Here is a 15,334-nt window from a genome sequence, read left to right on the forward strand (position 1 = left end):
CCCAAATCTTGTGCGAGCCGAGTCGCCCTGCGATGCGCCTTTGGCTAGCCCCGATCCGACCGGTGCACCAGCGCGGCAGGCGAAAGACCTGTCAGGCGGCAAATGCCTGCCCGACCAGCCGCTCGGACAGGTCCCACAGTCGGTCGGCGTTGCCCTTGTCGAGCGCGTAGGACCGGACGCCGCCGGCCGGATCGCTGTCGTCCTGCTCGGCGACGTGGCAATCCTCGCAATAGACGCCGCCTTTGCCTTCCAGCTCGTCGCAGGTGGCGGCCCAGCAAGTCGTCGCCGCGCCTTGGGGAATCGTTTTGAAGCCCTGCGCCTGCGTGCCGCTCTCTTTCGCATTGTCCTCGATCCGCTTCATCATCCACGCGACGTCTTCCTGCGTCATGTGGCGGCCGAGATTGGTCATGATCCCGCCCGGATGGAGCGCGATGGCGTGGACGCCCTTCGCGCCGTAGCGGTCCTCCAGCCCGACGCTGAACAGGATGTTCGCGGTCTTCGACTGGCCGTAGCTGATCCATTTGTCGTATTCGCGGCTCTCGAAATTGGGATCGTCGAGATCGACCGGGGCGATATGATGCCCGCGGCTCGAAAGATTGACGATCCGCGGACGTTTGCCCTTTTCGACCAGTGGCATCAGCTCGCTGGTGAGCAGGAAATGGCCCAAGTGGTTGGTCCCGAACTGCATCTCGAACCCGTCGGCCGTGGTGCCTTGCGGGCAGGCCATCACCCCGGCGTTGTTGATCAGCAGGTCGATCTTGTCGAACCGCCCGCGCGCTTCTGCACCGGCCTTGCGCACGCTGTCGAGCGAGGCGAGATCGACCACCTGCGTATCGACCGTCGCCCCGGTTTCGGCGGCGATTTCCTGCGCGGCTTCATCGAGCTTCGCCTGGTCACGCCCGGCGAGGATGATATGCGCGCCCTTGGCGGCCATCGCCCGCGCGGTTTCCTTGCCCAGACCGGAATATCCGCCGGTAATCAAAGCGGTCGGCCCTCTCAGGTCCTTGCCTTCCAGCACATCGTCCGCCGTGCTCGCGAAACCGAACTCGCTCATTGCCAATCTCCTCTCAACCCAATCGCATTTCATATAGGAATTCGTCGTCGCGATGTTGCCCGACCCAGAAGTCGATATCCGCGATCTTGTCGAAGCCATAGCGGGAGTAGAACCGCTGCGCGCCGAAATTCTCCGCCCAGACGGACAGCTGGATCGCGTCGTGGCCGCGCCGCCGCGCCTCGGCGATGGCCCATTCCATCAGTGCCGCGCCGATCCCCTCGCCGATGCGGGCCAAGTCGGTATAGAGCTGGCCGAGCGCGATCGGGTCGCGCGCGCCGGAGTGCTCGGCATACCAGCTCGGGTATCGCAGCTTGACGTAGCCGAGCAAACCGGCGCCATCGCAGGCAAGCTGGTGGATGCACTGATCGCCAGCGACCTCCTCGCGCACCGAGGCTTCGGAATAGACCTCCTCGAGGAAGCTCTCGAGGTCTTCGGGCCGGTACAGGTGGCCGAACGCCGCGCAGAACGTGTCGTTTGCAAACCTCGCGAGCGCGGGGACATCGTCGAGGGTGGCGGGCCGCAGAATCATAGTGGCAGGCATAGGCGCTCGCCAGCGCCTTGTCGCGCCTCGCAGGCCGTGGCATCGGTGCAGGCAGAGGAGATCGCCGGATGAAGAGCCTGCTTGCCGCGCTGCCTATGCTCATGCTGGTGGGGTCGCTCATGACCGGTTCCGCCCATGCTCAGGAAGAAGAGGTCGAGGCACCGCTCTGGACCATCGCGATCCACGGCGGCGCGGGGGTCATCCTGCGCGAGGACATGACCCCCGAACGCGAGGCGGAATATCGCGCCGCGCTGCAATCCGCGCTCGACGCGGGCGCCGAAGTGCTCCGCAATGGCGGCACTGCGATGGAGGCGGTGCAGGCGGCGATCGTCCCGATGGAGGACGACCCCAAGTTCAACGCCGGGCGCGGCGCGGTCTACACCTGGGAGGGCCGCAACGAGCTCGACGCCGCGATCATGGACGGCCGCACCCGCGCGGCGGGTGCGATCACCGGGGTGACGCAGGTGAAGAATCCGATCCTGCTTGCCGATGCGGTGCTGAAGGACGGGCGGCATGTGTTCCTGAGCGGCGCGGGCGCGGAAGAGTTCGCGCGCGACAAGGGGCTGGAGATCGTCGATCCCTCGTGGTTCGAAACCGAATGGCGCAAGCAATCGCTCGAACGGCTCAAGGCGGAGCAGCTTTCGGCACAGGACGTCGACCATAAATGGGGCACCGTCGGCGCGGTGGCGCTCGACAGCCAAGGCAACCTCGCGGCGGGCACCTCGACCGGCGGGCTGACCGGCAAGCGCTGGGGCCGGATCGGCGATGCCCCGGTGATCGGTGCGGGGACCTACGCCGACAACCGTAGCTGCGCTGTATCGGCGACGGGCGCGGGCGAGTATTTCATCCGCGTCGGCGTGGCGCACGAGATTTGCACCCAGCTGCGGATGAGCGCCTTGGAGATCGAAATCATTTACCCAGAACCAATCGGGTCGATGATCTCTTCCAATCCGCCGAAAGGCATCCTGCACCCCGACGCAGGCATGGTGCAAGCGGTGGCCGACGAGGTCTTGTCCGAGGTTGCCACTCTGGGTGGCGATGGCGGGGTCATTATCGTTACGCCGGGAGGCCACGCCATCTTCAGCTTCAACACGCCCGGCATGTATCGCGGGCGAGCCAACAGCGAGGGTCTCAACGAGGTCGCGATCTTTGGGGCCGAAGAACCAAGTGCCGAGTAGGTGTCAGGCGCTGCCGGTGGTCACCAGCCGCGTGATCACCCGTCCGACCTCGGCCAGCACGCCGATCGCGGCGGGCTCGATCTTGAAGTGTTGCTGGCTGGCGCGCCAATAGGCGGCATAGGTCAGCGGCGCGCGATCCGGCGGCTCGACAAAGCCGATATCGACATAGACGCTGCGCATCCCCGGCGCGAGCGAAGTGCCGGTCTTGTCGCCCGCAATCCAGCCTTCGGGCAATCCCGCACGCACGCGGTCGAGGCCGGTCGCGGTGTCGATCATCCATTTGCGCAGCCTTGCGGAGGCGTCGACCGGCAGCACCGTGCCATATATCAGCTCGGCCACCGTCTTCGCCATCGCGTCGGGCGTGGTGGTATCGAACACCTCGCCCACCGGCACAGCGTTGAGATCGGGCTCGTAACGGTCGAGCTGGCTCTTCTCGTCGTCTATCGAACGCCAGAACGCAGTCAGCGCCTGCGGTCCGCCGACCTGTTCGAGCAGCACGTTGGCGGCGGTGTTGTCGCTCAGCTTCTGGGTCGCTTCGGCGAGTTCGAGCAGCGTCGCGCCTTGCCCCACGCGTTCGGTAGTGAAAGGCGAATTGCCGAGCAGGGCGCTCTCCGGCCAGGCGACGACCTTCGCCACATCCAGCCTGCCCTCGCTGCCCAGCTTGAGCACCATCGCCGCGAGCGACAGCTTGAACGAGGACGCATGGGGGAAGCGCGCAAAGCCGTTGTGCGACACGAAGACGCCCGTGCCCGTGTCGTAGATCGCCGCGCCCAGCGTGCCGTTGGCCGCCGCTTCGATGATCCGCAGGCTCGACGACAGCCTTCCGCCGATCCCGGTGGCGGGCGGGACACAGGCACTCGCGCCCGCCGCCAGCCCTCCGGCGATCAGCGTGCGTCGGTCGAATTTCACAGCGCCTTCTCCATGCACAGGCTGAATTCGTCCGACACATAATTGCCGAACGGCGCGCATTCGGCAAATCCGTGCTTCTCATACAATCGCTGCGCTGGCCGGAACGGCTCAGGCCGCCCGGTTTCGAGGCCGAGCCAGTTGTAGCCGCGCCGCTGTGCTTCTTCGTGCAGCGCGATCAGGATCGCCTCTCCCGCACCCTTGCCGCGATACTCCGGCGCGGCGCGCATCGACTTGAGTTCGCCGCGCTCCGCATCGAGGTGCTTGAGCGCGCCGACCGCCGCCAGTTCGTCGCCGTCCCATGCGGCGAAGAAGGTCACGTCGGGCTCGCGCAGCCGCTCGACCGGCATGGCGTGGACATTGCACGCGGGCGACCAGCGGTGCATTTCTTCCAGATGCAGGGCGAGCAGCGCCACCACCTTGTCGCCCGTAAGATCGTCGCGGCGAATGGCGTAGGTCACGAGAACTTGTCCGCCTTGCGCTTGCCGAAGCGCATGCCGCCTTCGAGCCGTGCGCGCAGCTGGGCGTAGAAGGCTTCGAGAAACGCTCGTTCATCACCCGCCCCGGGGTTCCAGCCGATCTTGCGGCAGATGGCCTCGGCCACCGCCTGCTGCGCCTCTGGCCGGTTGTCGCGCAGTACGCGTTCGAGCGTCTGCAGCTCGTACTCGCCATAGACCGACAATTCCTCGTCGCCGAACTTGTAGGCCGCGCCCGTCAGCGTGCTCGTCCCCTTGCTCGCCGCCCCGGCGGTCGAAAGTGCGGCGGCGAGCTTGCTGCGCGGCGCTTCGACCACCCAGGTTCCCGCAATGATGTCGCCCGCGCGCATCGCATCCTTGTTGAAGAAGGGGAACAGCATGAAGACAAGGAACCACAACAGCGCTCCCCACCCGGCGAGCCCCGCCATGCCGAACGGCGCGACGATCAGCAGGATCAGCGGCATGAACAGCTCGATATCGCGCATCAGGTTCCGAGCGATCACCGCTTCGGGTGTAAGCCGCCCGCCGTCCCGGCTCGCGACGCGCAGGCCGAGCACGCGCTTGCCCGGTGTCGCCCCGCGCGGGCCAAGCTCGAAGGCCATGAAATAGCCGTTCCACGCGATGAACCAGAACAGGCTGATGACGATGATCATGAACTCTCCGGCGCCGGAGATTTCCTCGAAATTGCCCGTCAGCCCGACCCCTTCCGCGATGTAAAACAGCGCGATCATGATCGCGACGGTCGAGACGAGCAGGATTACATAATCGAGGATCAGCGCCCCGGCGCGTGAACCCCGCGCGCCGACGGTGAGCGGAAGGGCGATGCCCTCTGGCGTCACCATCTGGCGCTGGCGCCGCCCGCGGTGCGATCTGGGATCGTAGGCCAGGGTGCTCATGCTGCCTCCGCTTCGCGATTGCGCCCGAAAGCGAAGAAATAGGTCAGCCAGAAGATCAGCATGAAGCCGCCAATCAGTCCGCGCGTCTCCGTACTCGCGAGCTGGCGCGGGAAGGCCTCGAGCACGGCGGCGAAGATCAGCATCAGCACCACGCCGACCATCACCTGCGCCCCGCGTTGACCCGCTTCCGATGCCGCCGACAGGATGCTGCGCCGCCCGGGAAAGGCCATCTTGCGCCCGATATGGATGCCCGCCGCGCTCGACAGCATGATGGCGAAGAATTCGGTCGTCCCGTGTACCGCCAGCCAGGCGGAGAATTCGGGCAGCAGGCCCTGGCTGTTGTAGAGCCACAGGAACGCGCCGAGCAGCGCCATGTTCTGCACCAGCAGCAGCAGCGACGGGATCCCGAACGCGAATCCCAGCGCGAAGGCGAGGATGCAGACAGACGAATTGTTGGTGAACAGCTGCGCGGCGAAGGCCGACATGCCGCTTGCGCTCTCTTCGACCTTGAGCGTTTCCAGCAGCACTTCGCGGCTCGCTCCGGGCTGGCGGCTGTCCGCGAATTCCGCGGGGACCAGCGTGTAGAACCATTCCTGATCGCGTGCGACCACCAGCCATCCGACGATCGTCCCCGCGATCATCACCGCGAAAGCGATGCAGATGTCGAGCCAGATATCGCGCACCGACTGGCTGAGCTTGCCGCCGAGAAACTTGCCGAACCAGCGGTAGAAGCCGACGCGCGGTCCATAGACCTGGAACCATGCGCGCTGGACCAGCGATTCGAGATAGGCCAGCGTCGATGCATCGAGCGAGGTTTCGCGCGCGACCGCAAGGCTCGACGCTGCCATGCGGTAGAGCGCCGGAAGGGCCAGCACATCGTCGTCCGACAGGCGGCGCAAGCGCCCCTTTTCCATCGCGCCGAGGATGGTTTCGAGCCGCTTCCATTCGCCTTCGCGCTCGAGCCGGAAGCGGTCCGAACGCAGCGCGGCGGTTTCGATCGCGCTGGTCGCCTCGACCCGGTTGACGATCGGACCCTTGGTGGCAGGCAGGATGGTTCCGGCTGCGGTGCTCATCCGATGGCCCCTGAACGTTTGATGTCGAGATAGGAATCGATCAGGCGATAGCCGATCTGGTCCCACGGTGCCTCGATGATATCGACACCCATGTGGCGCAGCCGTTCGAGCACCAGCGCGCGCTGGCGGGAGAGGGTATCGGCGGTCACAGCGACTGCAAGCTCGTCGAGCGAAGTTGGCTCGGTGTCGGCCAGTTCGGCCAACTCGACATCCTCGATGGTGACGAACAGCACCAGATGCTTCTCGACCAGCCTTCCGACGCTCTCGATCATCAGTTCCGCGCCGGTCGGATCGGTGAAGTCGGTGAACAGCACCACCAGCGATCGGCGCTGGAGCTTGCCGGTCAGCGTCGCCAGCGCGAGGGTGAAATTGGGTTCCTCCGGATGATACTCCAGCTCCGCCGCCGCCGACTGCAGGCGGTGGAACATCCGCGTGTCGCCGACGAAGGGTGTCATGACTTCGGGCCGCTGGGCGAAACCAAACAGCGAAACGCGGTCGCCGCCTTTGAGCGCGACGTAGGATGCAGTGAGCGCCGCGCTGACCGCGCGGTCGATCCGTGGCAGCCCCTCGACCGGCTCGCACATCGCCTGTCCGCAATCGAACGCAAAGACGATCTGGTTGTTGCGCTCGCTCTCGTTCTCGCGGGCGTAGAGCTTGGTGTGGCGCGCGCTCGCCTTCCAGTCGATCCGGCGACGGTCCATCCCCGCCTCGTATTCGCTCAGCGCTTCGAACTGGGTGCCTTCGCCGCGGATGCGCCGCGCGATCAAACCGAATTGCGCGTCGCGCAAATAGTTCTGCAATTCGGGCGACCGGACCGGCGAGAGATCGGGCCACACGCGCACCGTCCGGTCGAGATCGTGCCGCAACTGCCGCGCACCGAGCCCGAGCGGACCCGACCACTGGATCCACATCCGGCCGATCGTGGCGGGTCCACGCCTTACGGGAGTCAGTGTCGCCTCGCCCTGCCAGCTGGCAGTCTCCTTATCTCGGGCGAGACGGAACTCGCAGCGCCCGTCCGCACTGAGCCGGGGGTCAACTTCGAGCGCGACCATCGGGCGCGAAAACGCAGCGCGCCCGGCAAATTCACCGATCAGCACCAGTTCCATCGGCTCGCCCACTTCGGTGTCCGCCGGGGCATGGAACCGCCAGTCGGCCAGCCTCCCCGCCAGCACGCCGTCGAGCAGGATCAGCACCAGCAGCGCGACGCCCGCCGCCGGAACGATAACCCATGCCCCCGGCGCAGCCGCAGCCACCACCACCGCGATCGGTGCAGCGATCGCAGCGAGCCAGGCCGCTCTTGTCGTCGGGAGAATGGGGAAATTGAACCGCATTGGCCTAGCGCGGCGCCTCGGTGCTTTCGACCATCTCGCCGACCAGAGCTTCGACTGCGCGGCCTTCGATCTCGGCTGCCGGGCTGAGCATCAGGCGGTGGCGCAGGACGGCGGTTGCGAGCGCCTTCACATCGTCGGGGATCACATAGTCGCGGCCCTGCAGCGCGGCGCGAGCGCGGGCTGCATTGGCCAGCAGCACCGCCGCGCGCGGGCTCGCCCCGCTGGAAATTTCGGCATTCTCGCGCGTCGCCCGGATCAGCCGGACGACATAATGCACGATCTCCTCCGCCACGGTGACGCCCGCCATGGCTGCGCTGGCCTCAGCCAGCTTCGCGGCATCGGTCACCGCGCCGATGCCGAAGTCCGCCGGGCGCTGCGGCCCCTGCCGCTGGCCGAAGCGGGTAACGATACGGGCTTCTTCCTCGACGCTGGGGTAGGGCACCAGCAGCTTGAACAGGAAGCGATCGAGCTGCGCTTCGGGCAGCGGATAGACGCCCTGGTTCTCGATCGGGTTCTGCGTCGCCACCACCATGAAGCGTTCGGGCAGGGCGTGGGTCTCACCGTCCAGCGTCACCCGGCGTTCCTGCATCGCTTCGAGCAGCGCCGCCTGGGTCTTGGGCGGGGTGCGGTTGATCTCGTCGGCCAGCAGCAGCTCGCAGAAGATCGGCCCGCGGGTCAGGGTGAACTGGCTGGTCTGGAAGTTGAACAGGTTCGAGCCGAGGATGTCGCCGGGCAGCAGGTCCGGCGTGAACTGGATGCGCCCGAAGTCGAGCCCGATCGAGGCGGAAAAGCACTGGGCAAGAAAAGTCTTGGCAGTGCCCGGCGGGCCTTCGAGCAGCACATGGCCCTGGCTCATCAGCGCGACCAGCAGGTGCTCGACCGTTTCGTCCTGGCCGACCACCGCCTTGGCGACTTCGGCGCGGATCGAACCGGCGAGCGCTCTCACGTCGTCGAGGGTCATGGTCATCGGGCAAGCTTCCTTTCGATTGACTTGAGCGCATCGGCGGCGCGAACGATTTCGGCCCGCGTGCGCGCGTTGCGCAGCGCAGCGAGGGTGCGGGTAAAGGGCGGTTCGTCGGGCAGTCGGCGGGCGAGCGCAGCGTCGATCGCCGCATCGTCCGGCTTGCGCAGCGCCAGCGCGCGCGCGATCCGTTCGCGCATCATGGAGGCATAAGGCCCGGACAGCAGATGCAGCCGCCGCGTGCGCTGGATGAAGCCCGCGCTGTTCCTGACCAGCTGCGCCTTGCCATAGGCTATCGCCCGACCTTCGGCGGCCGGTGGGCCAAAGCGCTTGAAGGCGCGCCATGCGACCACGATCATCGCGAGGATGAGGCACAGGGTCGCGGCGAGGAACGGCGGGGTGAAGGCGAGCGTCAGGAGGTTCTGCGTCCCGCCAAGCCCGTTGAGCGTCACGTCGAACACGATCGGCAGCTCGTCCCCGTCCATCGCCATGTCGACCAGCGCATGACCCAGCTCGGCGCGGGTGCGGTCGGCCATACCGTAATTGTTGAGCAAATCGGGTTCGGCAACGATCACGACACCATACTGCTCTCCGCCGTAATTTTCGGGATCGGCGTCGGCATTATATCCTGCCGCTTCCTCGTAGGCCGGATAGTACCCGCCGTCGTCGAGATACCCGGCGAGCGGCTTGCCGCGCGCGCTGAACACCAGCCCGACGAGGTTGCCCTGCTCGATCTCCTGCACCGCCATGCCGTCGGGCAGCCGTCCGCTTCGGTCCATCCCGCGCCAACTGGGCAGTCCCTCGGCGACCTCGACATTGAGTTCGACCGGCAGCGAGTATCCGAGGTTGCCGTTCGAATCCTTCTGCGCCTCGTCGAGATTTTCCGCCCAATCCGGAACCGAGGCTCCGACCAGTTCAACCCACCCCTCTTCGACGTCTTGGCCGGCGAACATCGAAGCAGGCGCCTCGTTCCATTTGGGGAGCACGACGAGAGTGGGCCCGACATAGCGCCGGTCGGCGATGATCTTCGCGACATCCTCCGCCTCGGCAAACTTCGGCGGGGTGACGATCAGCAGATTGCGCTGGTCGAGCTTGTCGCGGCTGCGCGACACGTCGACGTCGTGTCCTTCTTCCTCGAGCAGCTTCACAATGCCGGCATAGCCCGTCAAGCCGCGACTGACCGCGTGGGCGCGCCCGTCGTTCTCGCTCCCGCCCGTCTGGCCGGTGCCGATGAAATAGAGCGTCAGAAAAAACGCCAGCGCCCCGAACAGCAGCAAGCCGAACACGACCCGGGGGTCAAAGGCATTGGAGCTTCGCTCGCTCATGTGGTCTGGCTCCCGCGCCCGGTCAGCTTCTGCAGCGCGAAGTCGGCATAGGCGGCGCGCGCGGCCTGCCAGTCTTCCAGCGCCAGCGGGCGCAGCGCGAAGAGGCAGCGCTCGACCCGCTCGGCGATCACTCCGAAGGCAGCGCGGGCGGCTTCGGGCAGGGCAGCCAGCGCCGCCAGTTCGCGCGCGGTGCTCGATGGTTCGACCCATTCGGGCCGAGCAGCGGAAATCTGGCCGACGCTGCGCTTCAGGAGCAGGTGCGTCGCCTCGTCGTAGCGCCCTTCCTGCGCCAGGCGGTCGGCATCGTCGAGCAGAGCCAGCGCTTCCTCGCGCTCCGGCACCCAGTCCTCTTCCGGCTCGGCATCCCTCTTCACGCGGAACTCGAACACCGGTTCGAGCAGGCGGTAGAGCAGGTACAGAAGCATCGCCACGGCCGCCGCAATCATCACCCATTTGACGATCGGCCATGACGCACCGAACATCTGCCCGAGCGGTTCGAACAGATTTCCCAGCCAATCGAAGAAATTCTCCAGCCAGCCGGGTTCGCGCGGTTCGGGGGGGGGCTGCTGCTCGATCGGCGTACGTTCGACCGGGGCGAACTGGATCGAGCTGTCGCCATGCATCGCCTCCCAGCTGTCATCGCTGGTTGTTGTTACCGTTTCGGCTGCGCCCTGACCCGAACCCCTAGTCACAAAATGCTAGGTGACAGAGGGATATGACGGATTCAAGCGCCACGATCATGCTACCCACGTTCGCGGGTCAGGCGGTAGGTGCCGAGCAGGCGCAATGCCTTGCAGTGAAAGGCCAGTTCTTCGAGCGCGCGGTCGACCGCCGGATCCCCTGGCGCGCCTATGATATCGGCATAGAACATCGTCGCAGCAAAGCTCGCGCCCTGCTGGTAGCTTTCCAGCTTGGTCATGTTGACCCCGTTGGTCGCGAAGCCGCCCATCGCCTTGTAGAGCGCGGCCGGAATATTCTTCACCTCGAAGACGAAGGTGGTCATCAGCGGTCCCTCCCCCAGGGTCGCGGGGTCGAGCGGTTCCTGCGCCAGCACGACGAAGCGGGTCATATTGTCATGCGCATCCTCCACCCGGTCCTCGACTATGGTGAGACCATAGAGTTCAGCAGCGAGTTTCGGCGCGATTGCCGCCACTTTGGGATCGCCGCGCTCGGCGACAAAGGCGGCAGCCCCTGCCGTATCCGCATGGCTCAACGGGGTAATCCCGCGCTCGCGCAGGAAGACGCGCGACTGGCCGAGAGCTTGCGGATGGCTGTAGGCGGCCTCGAACGGGCCGAGCGTTCCATCGGGATTCGGCAGCGCCATCAGCGCGTGGGTGATCGGCATGAAATGTTCGCCCACGATCGACAGGCCGCTTTCGGGCAGCAGGAAGTGGATATCGGCCACCCGCCCGTGCTGGCTGTTCTCGATCGGGATGATCGCGCAACCCGCGCGCTCGTCCCTGACCGCATCGAGCGCATCCTCGAAGCTGAAACAGGGCAAGGGCAGGTGGTCGGGGCAGGCTTCTCCCGCAGCACGGTGCGAGTTTGCCCCCGGCGAGCCCTGGAAGGCGACCGCGCGCGACGGATCCTTGGCGGCCTCGGCCTGCATCCGCTCGACCATGGCAAGCGCGGGAGTGGGAAAGCTGTGCATTGCGGGAATCGCCTAACCGCGCACCGCATTGCGGGCAATGGTGCAAATCGGACAATATCCGCTGCAATCGCGGCTATTGCACAGCGCGCGCCCTGTCACTAAAGCGACGCCCGAACCATCACCTCCAGACAGTTTGCGGAAAATTCGACGCATGGAAGATCGTAGCAACACCATCGCCGGCTGGGTCCTCGGATCGGGTATCGTGGCGCTTGGCCTCGCCATTGTGAGCGGGATGTATTTCGATCCGCCCGAGTCGGAGCACGAGGGTGAGGAAAAGAAGTTCGGCTATGCCGTGGCCGTTGCGGAGGAAGAATCCGCCGCATCGGGCCCGCCGCTCGCCGAACTGCTCGCTACGGGCAGCGCCGAGGCTGGCAAGGCGGTGTTCGCCAAGTGCAGCACCTGCCACACGATCGAACAGGGCGGCGCAAACGGTACCGGGCCGAATCTTTGGGCGGTGATGGGTGCGCCGATCGGCAAGCATGTTGCAGGATTCGCTTACAGCGCCGCGCTGTCCGGTCACGGCGGCGACTGGACTTGGGAGAACATGGACGCTTGGCTCGCCAGCCCGCGCAAGTTCGCCGACGGGACAAAGATGAGCTTCGCCGGCCTGTCGAAGCCGGAAGACCGCGCCAACCTGATGCTTTACATGGAAACCATGGGCGGTGCGCCGACCAAACCGGTGGTTGAAGCCAAGCCGGCCGAGGCGGAAGAAACGCCCGAAGGCACGACCGCTGACAGCGAGGCGACCGATACTCTGACCGATGGTGAGGGTGCCGGCACCGCTCCGGCGGCCGCCCCCGCTGCACCCGCCGAATAAGCGAACCACTACCGGAATACGAAAGCGCCGCTCCCGACCGGGGCGGCGCTTTGCGTTGCGCGGTCAGTCGCGCCCCTTGAAACCTTGCGCGATGACATACCATTCCGACGAGCCCTTGCGGCTCGCCGGGGGCTTGGCGTGCTTGACGCTCTTGAAATGCTTCTTGAGCAAGCCGAGCAGTTCGGTGTCGGTCCCGCCCGCCAGCACCTTGGCAACGAACTTGCCGCCCGGCTCCAGCGTCTCCACCGCGAACCATGCTGCAGCCTCGACCAGACCCATGGTGCGCAGGTGATCGGTCTGCTTGTGGCCCACCGTGTTCGCCGCCATGTCGGACATGACGAGGTCGGGCGGCCCGTCGAGCGCAGCCTCCAGCCTGCCCGGTGCGGCATCGTCCATGAAATCCATCTGGAGGATTTCGACCCCGTCGATCGGCTCGGTTTCGAGCAGGTCGATCCCGACGATCGCCGCCTTGGGGGCCTGCTTGCGCACCACCTGGCTCCATCCACCAGGGGCGATCCCCAGATCGACGACGCGCTTCACGCCCTTGAGCAGGCCGAACTTCTCGTCCAGCTCGATCAGCTTATAGGCCGCGCGGCTGCGATAGCCCTCGGCCTTGGCCTGCCTGACGTAAGGGTCGTTGAGCTGGCGTTCGAGCCAGCGGTTCGACGACGCCGAACGGCGCCGCGCGTTCTTGACCCGCTTGTCGGGGTCGCGTCCGGACCGCGTCATGCTCCGCCCCGCAAACGGCTGAGCCGGCGCTCGCTCTGCGCGTCGGCCGCCATCAGGCTGCGCAGGATGCCTTCGCGAATGCCCCGATCGGCCACACCGAGGCGGTGCGCCGGCCAGATATCGAGGATCGATTCGAGGATTGCGCAACCAGCTACCACCAGGTCCGCCCGGTCCGGCCCGATGCAAGGTAACTCGCCGCGTTCGTCGAACGACATGCGCGAGAGGCGTGTGCTGATTTCCCGCATCGATTGCGACGGGACGACCAGCCCATCGACCGCGCGGCGGTCGTAATGCGGCAGTTCGAGGTGAAGACTGGCGAGTGTGGTCACGGTACCGCTGGTGCCGAGCAGACGGATGCGTGAAAGGTCGCAACGATAGTCCGCGATGCGGCGGGCAAAATCGGCGAAGCTCTCGCTCACCACCCGGCGCATTTCCGCGTAACGCGCGGCGCGCTGCACCGGATCGTTTTCCCCCCGGTCGACCATGTCGGTCAGAGACACTACTCCCCATGGAACGCTCTGCCAGTCGAGGATATGCGGCACCCGGTCGCCCGGCTCGATCAGCACCAGTTCGGTCGAGCCGCCGCCAATGTCGAAGATGACCGCCGGACCCTCGCCGCCGTCGAGCAGCACATGGCAGCCGAGCACCGCAAGCCGCGCCTCTTCTTCCGCCGAAATGATATCGAGCGCGATGCCGGTTTCGCGGCGGACCCGCTCGATAAACGCTTCACCATTCTCCGCCCTGCGGCAGGCCTCGGTCGCGACCGAGCGTGCCAGATGGACGTTGCGGCGGCGCAGCTTGTCGGCGCAGACATGCAGCGCGGCCAGTGTGCGCTCCATTGCAGCATCGCCCAGCCGGCCTGACAGCGCGAGGCCTTCACCGAGGCGCACGACGCGGCTGAAGGCATCGATAACGGTGAAATCCTCGCCCGATGGCCGCGCGATCAGCAAGCGGCAATTGTTGGTCCCGAGGTCGAGCGCGGCATAGGCCTGCCGTTTGCCGCCTGGCTGGAAAGTACGCTGCGATTGCGCGGACGCCGGACCTGCCGGGGCAAGAGAATCACCGCCGTGGCGGGACTTGCCGCCATCCTTGCATTCATCGGGCCTGGAGGGGGGACGGTAGCGGAAATCGGCTACCCTGCCGGACTTTTCAGCCCCTCTCTTGCCAGCCCCCTTGTTACCGTCCGGCGGAAAAAAATCCGCCATGCACCGAGCTTTCGTTTTCCTCCCGCGAGCCATTCGCGGGGACTTGGCCCGGATGCTACAGCGGTGAGCCGGTTTGGGCAAGCGCAGTGCCGCCAACGCCCTTGACCTGCGCGCCAAACCGACCTATCCGCGCCGCCTTGCCGGCCCCCTAATGGGCCAGCTGCGCCGATTGCCCCGTCGTCTAATGGTAAGACTACGGACTCTGACTCCGTCAATTGAGGTTCGAATCCTCACGGGGCATCCAGCCGCTCATTTCGATGCTTGTGAAGCTTTCGCCGCGCTCCTATCGCGGTCCGAATGACAGACAAAGAACACGAACTCGCGCAGCGCAAATTCTATCCTGCCGAGGAAGAGGCTCGGTTCGAAGACGCCGGCACCAAGGACACCCCGCAGACCCGGCATCCGGCATATCGCCTCGCCTTTCGCGATACCGACTTCCTGCTGCGCGAGGAATTGCGTCCCGTGCGCTTCCAGCTCGAGCTGCTCAAGCCCGAGATGCTGCTCGACGAGGCCGGGGTGGGCTCGACGCTGGTGATGTATGGCTCTGCGCGCATCCCGCCCCCCGAAGCTGCCGAGACCGCGCTGGAAGGGGCCAAGGACCTGCCTGATGACGAGCGCCGGATTGTCGAAAACCTGGTCGCCAAGTCGAAATACTATGGCGAGGCGTACAAGCTGGCCAAGCTGGTCAGCGAGAAGTCGATCATCGAAGGCGGCAAGCGCCAGTTCGTGGTGTGCTCGGGCGGCGGGCCGTCGATCATGGAAGCTGCCAACAAGGGCGCGAGCGATGCCGGGGCGGAAAGCATCGGGCTCAACATCATCCTGCCGCACGAGCAGGCGCCCAACCAGTATGTGACGCCCTACCTCGCGCTCAACTTCCACTATTTCGCGCTGCGCAAGATGCACTTCCTGCTGCGCGCCCGCGCGGTGGCGGTGTTCCCCGGCGGTTTCGGCACTTTCGACGAATTCTTCGAGCTGCTGACGCTGATCCAGACCGGGAAAATGCAGCGCATTCCGATCGTGCTGTTCGGCAAGGAATTCTGGACCAGGGTGGTCAACTTCGAGGCGCTGGCCGAGGAAGGCACGATCAATCGCACCGATCTCGACCTGATCCACTGGAGCGAGACGGCAGAGGACGCATGGTGCCACATCTCCGAATTCTACGACCTGAAGTGCTAGGCTAGGGTCAGGACT

At 65.8% G+C, this 15,334-nt stretch carries 16 protein-coding genes and 1 tRNA gene; 4 read left to right on the top strand and 13 right to left on the bottom strand.

Annotation, left to right across the window (positions count from 1 at the left end; translation table 11 throughout):
- Positions 1–91: 91 nt before the first annotated feature.
- Entirely contained in the window at positions 92–1,054 is a 963-nt protein-coding gene (locus NSO95_RS02010; protein ID WP_257594470.1) for an SDR family NAD(P)-dependent oxidoreductase, read from the bottom strand.
- A 13-nt stretch (positions 1,055–1,067) separates the two neighbouring features.
- Entirely contained in the window at positions 1,068–1,595 is a 528-nt protein-coding gene (locus NSO95_RS02015) for a GNAT family N-acetyltransferase (protein WP_366518988.1), read from the bottom strand.
- Positions 1,596–1,663: 68 nt separating this feature from the next.
- Here NSO95_RS02015 and NSO95_RS02020 point away from each other — a divergent pair, with 68 nt between their 5' ends.
- Positions 1,664–2,773 carry an isoaspartyl peptidase/L-asparaginase family protein gene (locus tag NSO95_RS02020; protein ID WP_257594471.1) on the top strand — a complete coding sequence of 370 codons (1,110 nt, stop codon included), beginning with the start codon at positions 1,664–1,666 and terminating at the stop codon, positions 2,771–2,773.
- A 3-nt stretch (positions 2,774–2,776) separates the two neighbouring features.
- Here NSO95_RS02020 and bla read toward each other — a convergent pair whose 3' ends face one another.
- From bla to NSO95_RS02065, 9 genes are read right to left on the bottom strand one after another with little or no spacing between them, the layout of a single operon-like run.
- Entirely contained in the window at positions 2,777–3,682 is a 906-nt protein-coding gene (gene bla, locus NSO95_RS02025; protein WP_257594472.1) for a class A beta-lactamase, read from the bottom strand.
- Positions 3,679–4,140 (bottom strand): GNAT family N-acetyltransferase, encoded by a 462-nt coding sequence (locus NSO95_RS02030; protein ID WP_257594473.1) that lies wholly within the window; start codon positions 4,138–4,140, stop codon positions 3,679–3,681. The genes bla and NSO95_RS02030 overlap by 4 nt, the downstream gene beginning before the upstream one ends.
- Positions 4,137–5,051 (bottom strand): RDD family protein, encoded by a 915-nt coding sequence (locus NSO95_RS02035; RefSeq protein WP_257594474.1) that lies wholly within the window; start codon positions 5,049–5,051, stop codon positions 4,137–4,139. Before NSO95_RS02035 ends, NSO95_RS02030 begins: the two co-directional genes overlap by 4 nt.
- Positions 5,048–6,124 (bottom strand): stage II sporulation protein M, encoded by a 1,077-nt coding sequence (locus NSO95_RS02040; protein ID WP_257594475.1) that lies wholly within the window; start codon positions 6,122–6,124, stop codon positions 5,048–5,050. The genes NSO95_RS02035 and NSO95_RS02040 overlap by 4 nt, the downstream gene beginning before the upstream one ends.
- On the bottom strand, positions 6,121–7,455 hold the full coding sequence (locus NSO95_RS02045) for a DUF58 domain-containing protein (protein ID WP_257594476.1): 1,335 nt from the start codon (positions 7,453–7,455) through the stop codon (positions 6,121–6,123). The genes NSO95_RS02040 and NSO95_RS02045 overlap by 4 nt, the downstream gene beginning before the upstream one ends.
- 4 nt (positions 7,456–7,459) lie before the next feature.
- Entirely contained in the window at positions 7,460–8,422 is a 963-nt protein-coding gene (locus tag NSO95_RS02050; RefSeq protein WP_436278015.1) for an AAA family ATPase, read from the bottom strand.
- Entirely contained in the window at positions 8,419–9,741 is a 1,323-nt protein-coding gene (locus tag NSO95_RS02055) for a DUF4350 domain-containing protein (protein ID WP_257594477.1), read from the bottom strand. The genes NSO95_RS02050 and NSO95_RS02055 overlap by 4 nt, the downstream gene beginning before the upstream one ends.
- Entirely contained in the window at positions 9,738–10,433 is a 696-nt protein-coding gene (locus NSO95_RS02060) for a hypothetical protein (protein WP_257594478.1), read from the bottom strand. Before NSO95_RS02060 ends, NSO95_RS02055 begins: the two co-directional genes overlap by 4 nt.
- A 50-nt stretch (positions 10,434–10,483) precedes the next feature.
- On the bottom strand, positions 10,484–11,392 hold the full coding sequence (locus NSO95_RS02065) for a prephenate dehydratase (RefSeq protein WP_257594479.1): 909 nt from the start codon (positions 11,390–11,392) through the stop codon (positions 10,484–10,486).
- A gap of 151 nt (positions 11,393–11,543) precedes the next feature.
- Here NSO95_RS02065 and NSO95_RS02070 point away from each other — a divergent pair, with 151 nt between their 5' ends.
- Positions 11,544–12,209 carry a c-type cytochrome gene (locus NSO95_RS02070; RefSeq protein ID WP_257594480.1) on the top strand — a complete coding sequence of 222 codons (666 nt, stop codon included), beginning with the start codon at positions 11,544–11,546 and terminating at the stop codon, positions 12,207–12,209.
- Between the two features lie 63 nt (positions 12,210–12,272).
- On the opposite strand, the gene NSO95_RS02075 is transcribed toward NSO95_RS02070, so the two are convergent.
- Together NSO95_RS02075 and NSO95_RS02080 are read right to left on the bottom strand one after the other, a co-directional pair.
- A complete protein-coding gene (locus tag NSO95_RS02075) occupies positions 12,273–12,938 on the bottom strand; it encodes an RlmE family RNA methyltransferase (RefSeq protein ID WP_257594481.1) in 666 nt (221 codons plus the stop codon).
- Entirely contained in the window at positions 12,935–14,143 is a 1,209-nt protein-coding gene (locus NSO95_RS02080; protein WP_257594482.1) for a Ppx/GppA phosphatase family protein, read from the bottom strand. Before NSO95_RS02080 ends, NSO95_RS02075 begins: the two co-directional genes overlap by 4 nt.
- 170 nt (positions 14,144–14,313) lie before the next feature.
- Here NSO95_RS02080 and NSO95_RS02085 point away from each other — a divergent pair.
- Together NSO95_RS02085 and NSO95_RS02090 are read left to right on the top strand one after the other, a co-directional pair.
- A tRNA-Gln gene (locus tag NSO95_RS02085) sits at positions 14,314–14,387 on the top strand.
- A 53-nt stretch (positions 14,388–14,440) separates the two neighbouring features.
- The gene (locus tag NSO95_RS02090; RefSeq protein WP_257594483.1) at positions 14,441–15,319 is read left to right on the top strand and encodes an LOG family protein; all 879 of its coding nucleotides are present in this window, start codon (positions 14,441–14,443) and stop codon (positions 15,317–15,319) included.
- The last annotated feature ends 15 nt before the right edge of the window (positions 15,320–15,334 follow it).

This window comes from Parerythrobacter lacustris (assembly GCF_024626475.1).
GTDB classification, from domain to species: Bacteria; Pseudomonadota; Alphaproteobacteria; order Sphingomonadales; family Sphingomonadaceae; genus Parerythrobacter_A; species Parerythrobacter_A lacustris.

Coding starts and splice junctions, on each gene's coding strand:
- NSO95_RS02065 (WP_257594479.1), bottom strand. CDS start 11,392: ATGCACAGCTTTCCCACTCCCGCGCTTGCCATGGTCGAGCGGATGCAG.
- NSO95_RS02040 (WP_257594475.1), bottom strand. CDS start 6,124: ATGAGCACCGCAGCCGGAACCATCCTGCCTGCCACCAAGGGTCCGATC.
- NSO95_RS02075 (WP_257594481.1), bottom strand. CDS start 12,938: ATGACGCGGTCCGGACGCGACCCCGACAAGCGGGTCAAGAACGCGCGG.
- NSO95_RS02070 (WP_257594480.1), top strand. CDS start 11,544: ATGGAAGATCGTAGCAACACCATCGCCGGCTGGGTCCTCGGATCGGGT.
- NSO95_RS02010 (WP_257594470.1), bottom strand. CDS start 1,054: ATGAGCGAGTTCGGTTTCGCGAGCACGGCGGACGATGTGCTGGAAGGC.
- NSO95_RS02015 (WP_366518988.1), bottom strand. CDS start 1,595: ATGCCTGCCACTATGATTCTGCGGCCCGCCACCCTCGACGATGTCCCC.
- NSO95_RS02045 (WP_257594476.1), bottom strand. CDS start 7,455: ATGCGGTTCAATTTCCCCATTCTCCCGACGACAAGAGCGGCCTGGCTC.
- NSO95_RS02055 (WP_257594477.1), bottom strand. CDS start 9,741: ATGAGCGAGCGAAGCTCCAATGCCTTTGACCCCCGGGTCGTGTTCGGC.
- NSO95_RS02020 (WP_257594471.1), top strand. CDS start 1,664: ATGAAGAGCCTGCTTGCCGCGCTGCCTATGCTCATGCTGGTGGGGTCG.
- NSO95_RS02035 (WP_257594474.1), bottom strand. CDS start 5,051: ATGAGCACCCTGGCCTACGATCCCAGATCGCACCGCGGGCGGCGCCAG.
- NSO95_RS02080 (WP_257594482.1), bottom strand. CDS start 14,143: ATGGCGGATTTTTTTCCGCCGGACGGTAACAAGGGGGCTGGCAAGAGA.
- NSO95_RS02090 (WP_257594483.1), top strand. CDS start 14,441: ATGACAGACAAAGAACACGAACTCGCGCAGCGCAAATTCTATCCTGCC.
- NSO95_RS02050 (WP_436278015.1), bottom strand. CDS start 8,422: ATGACCATGACCCTCGACGACGTGAGAGCGCTCGCCGGTTCGATCCGC.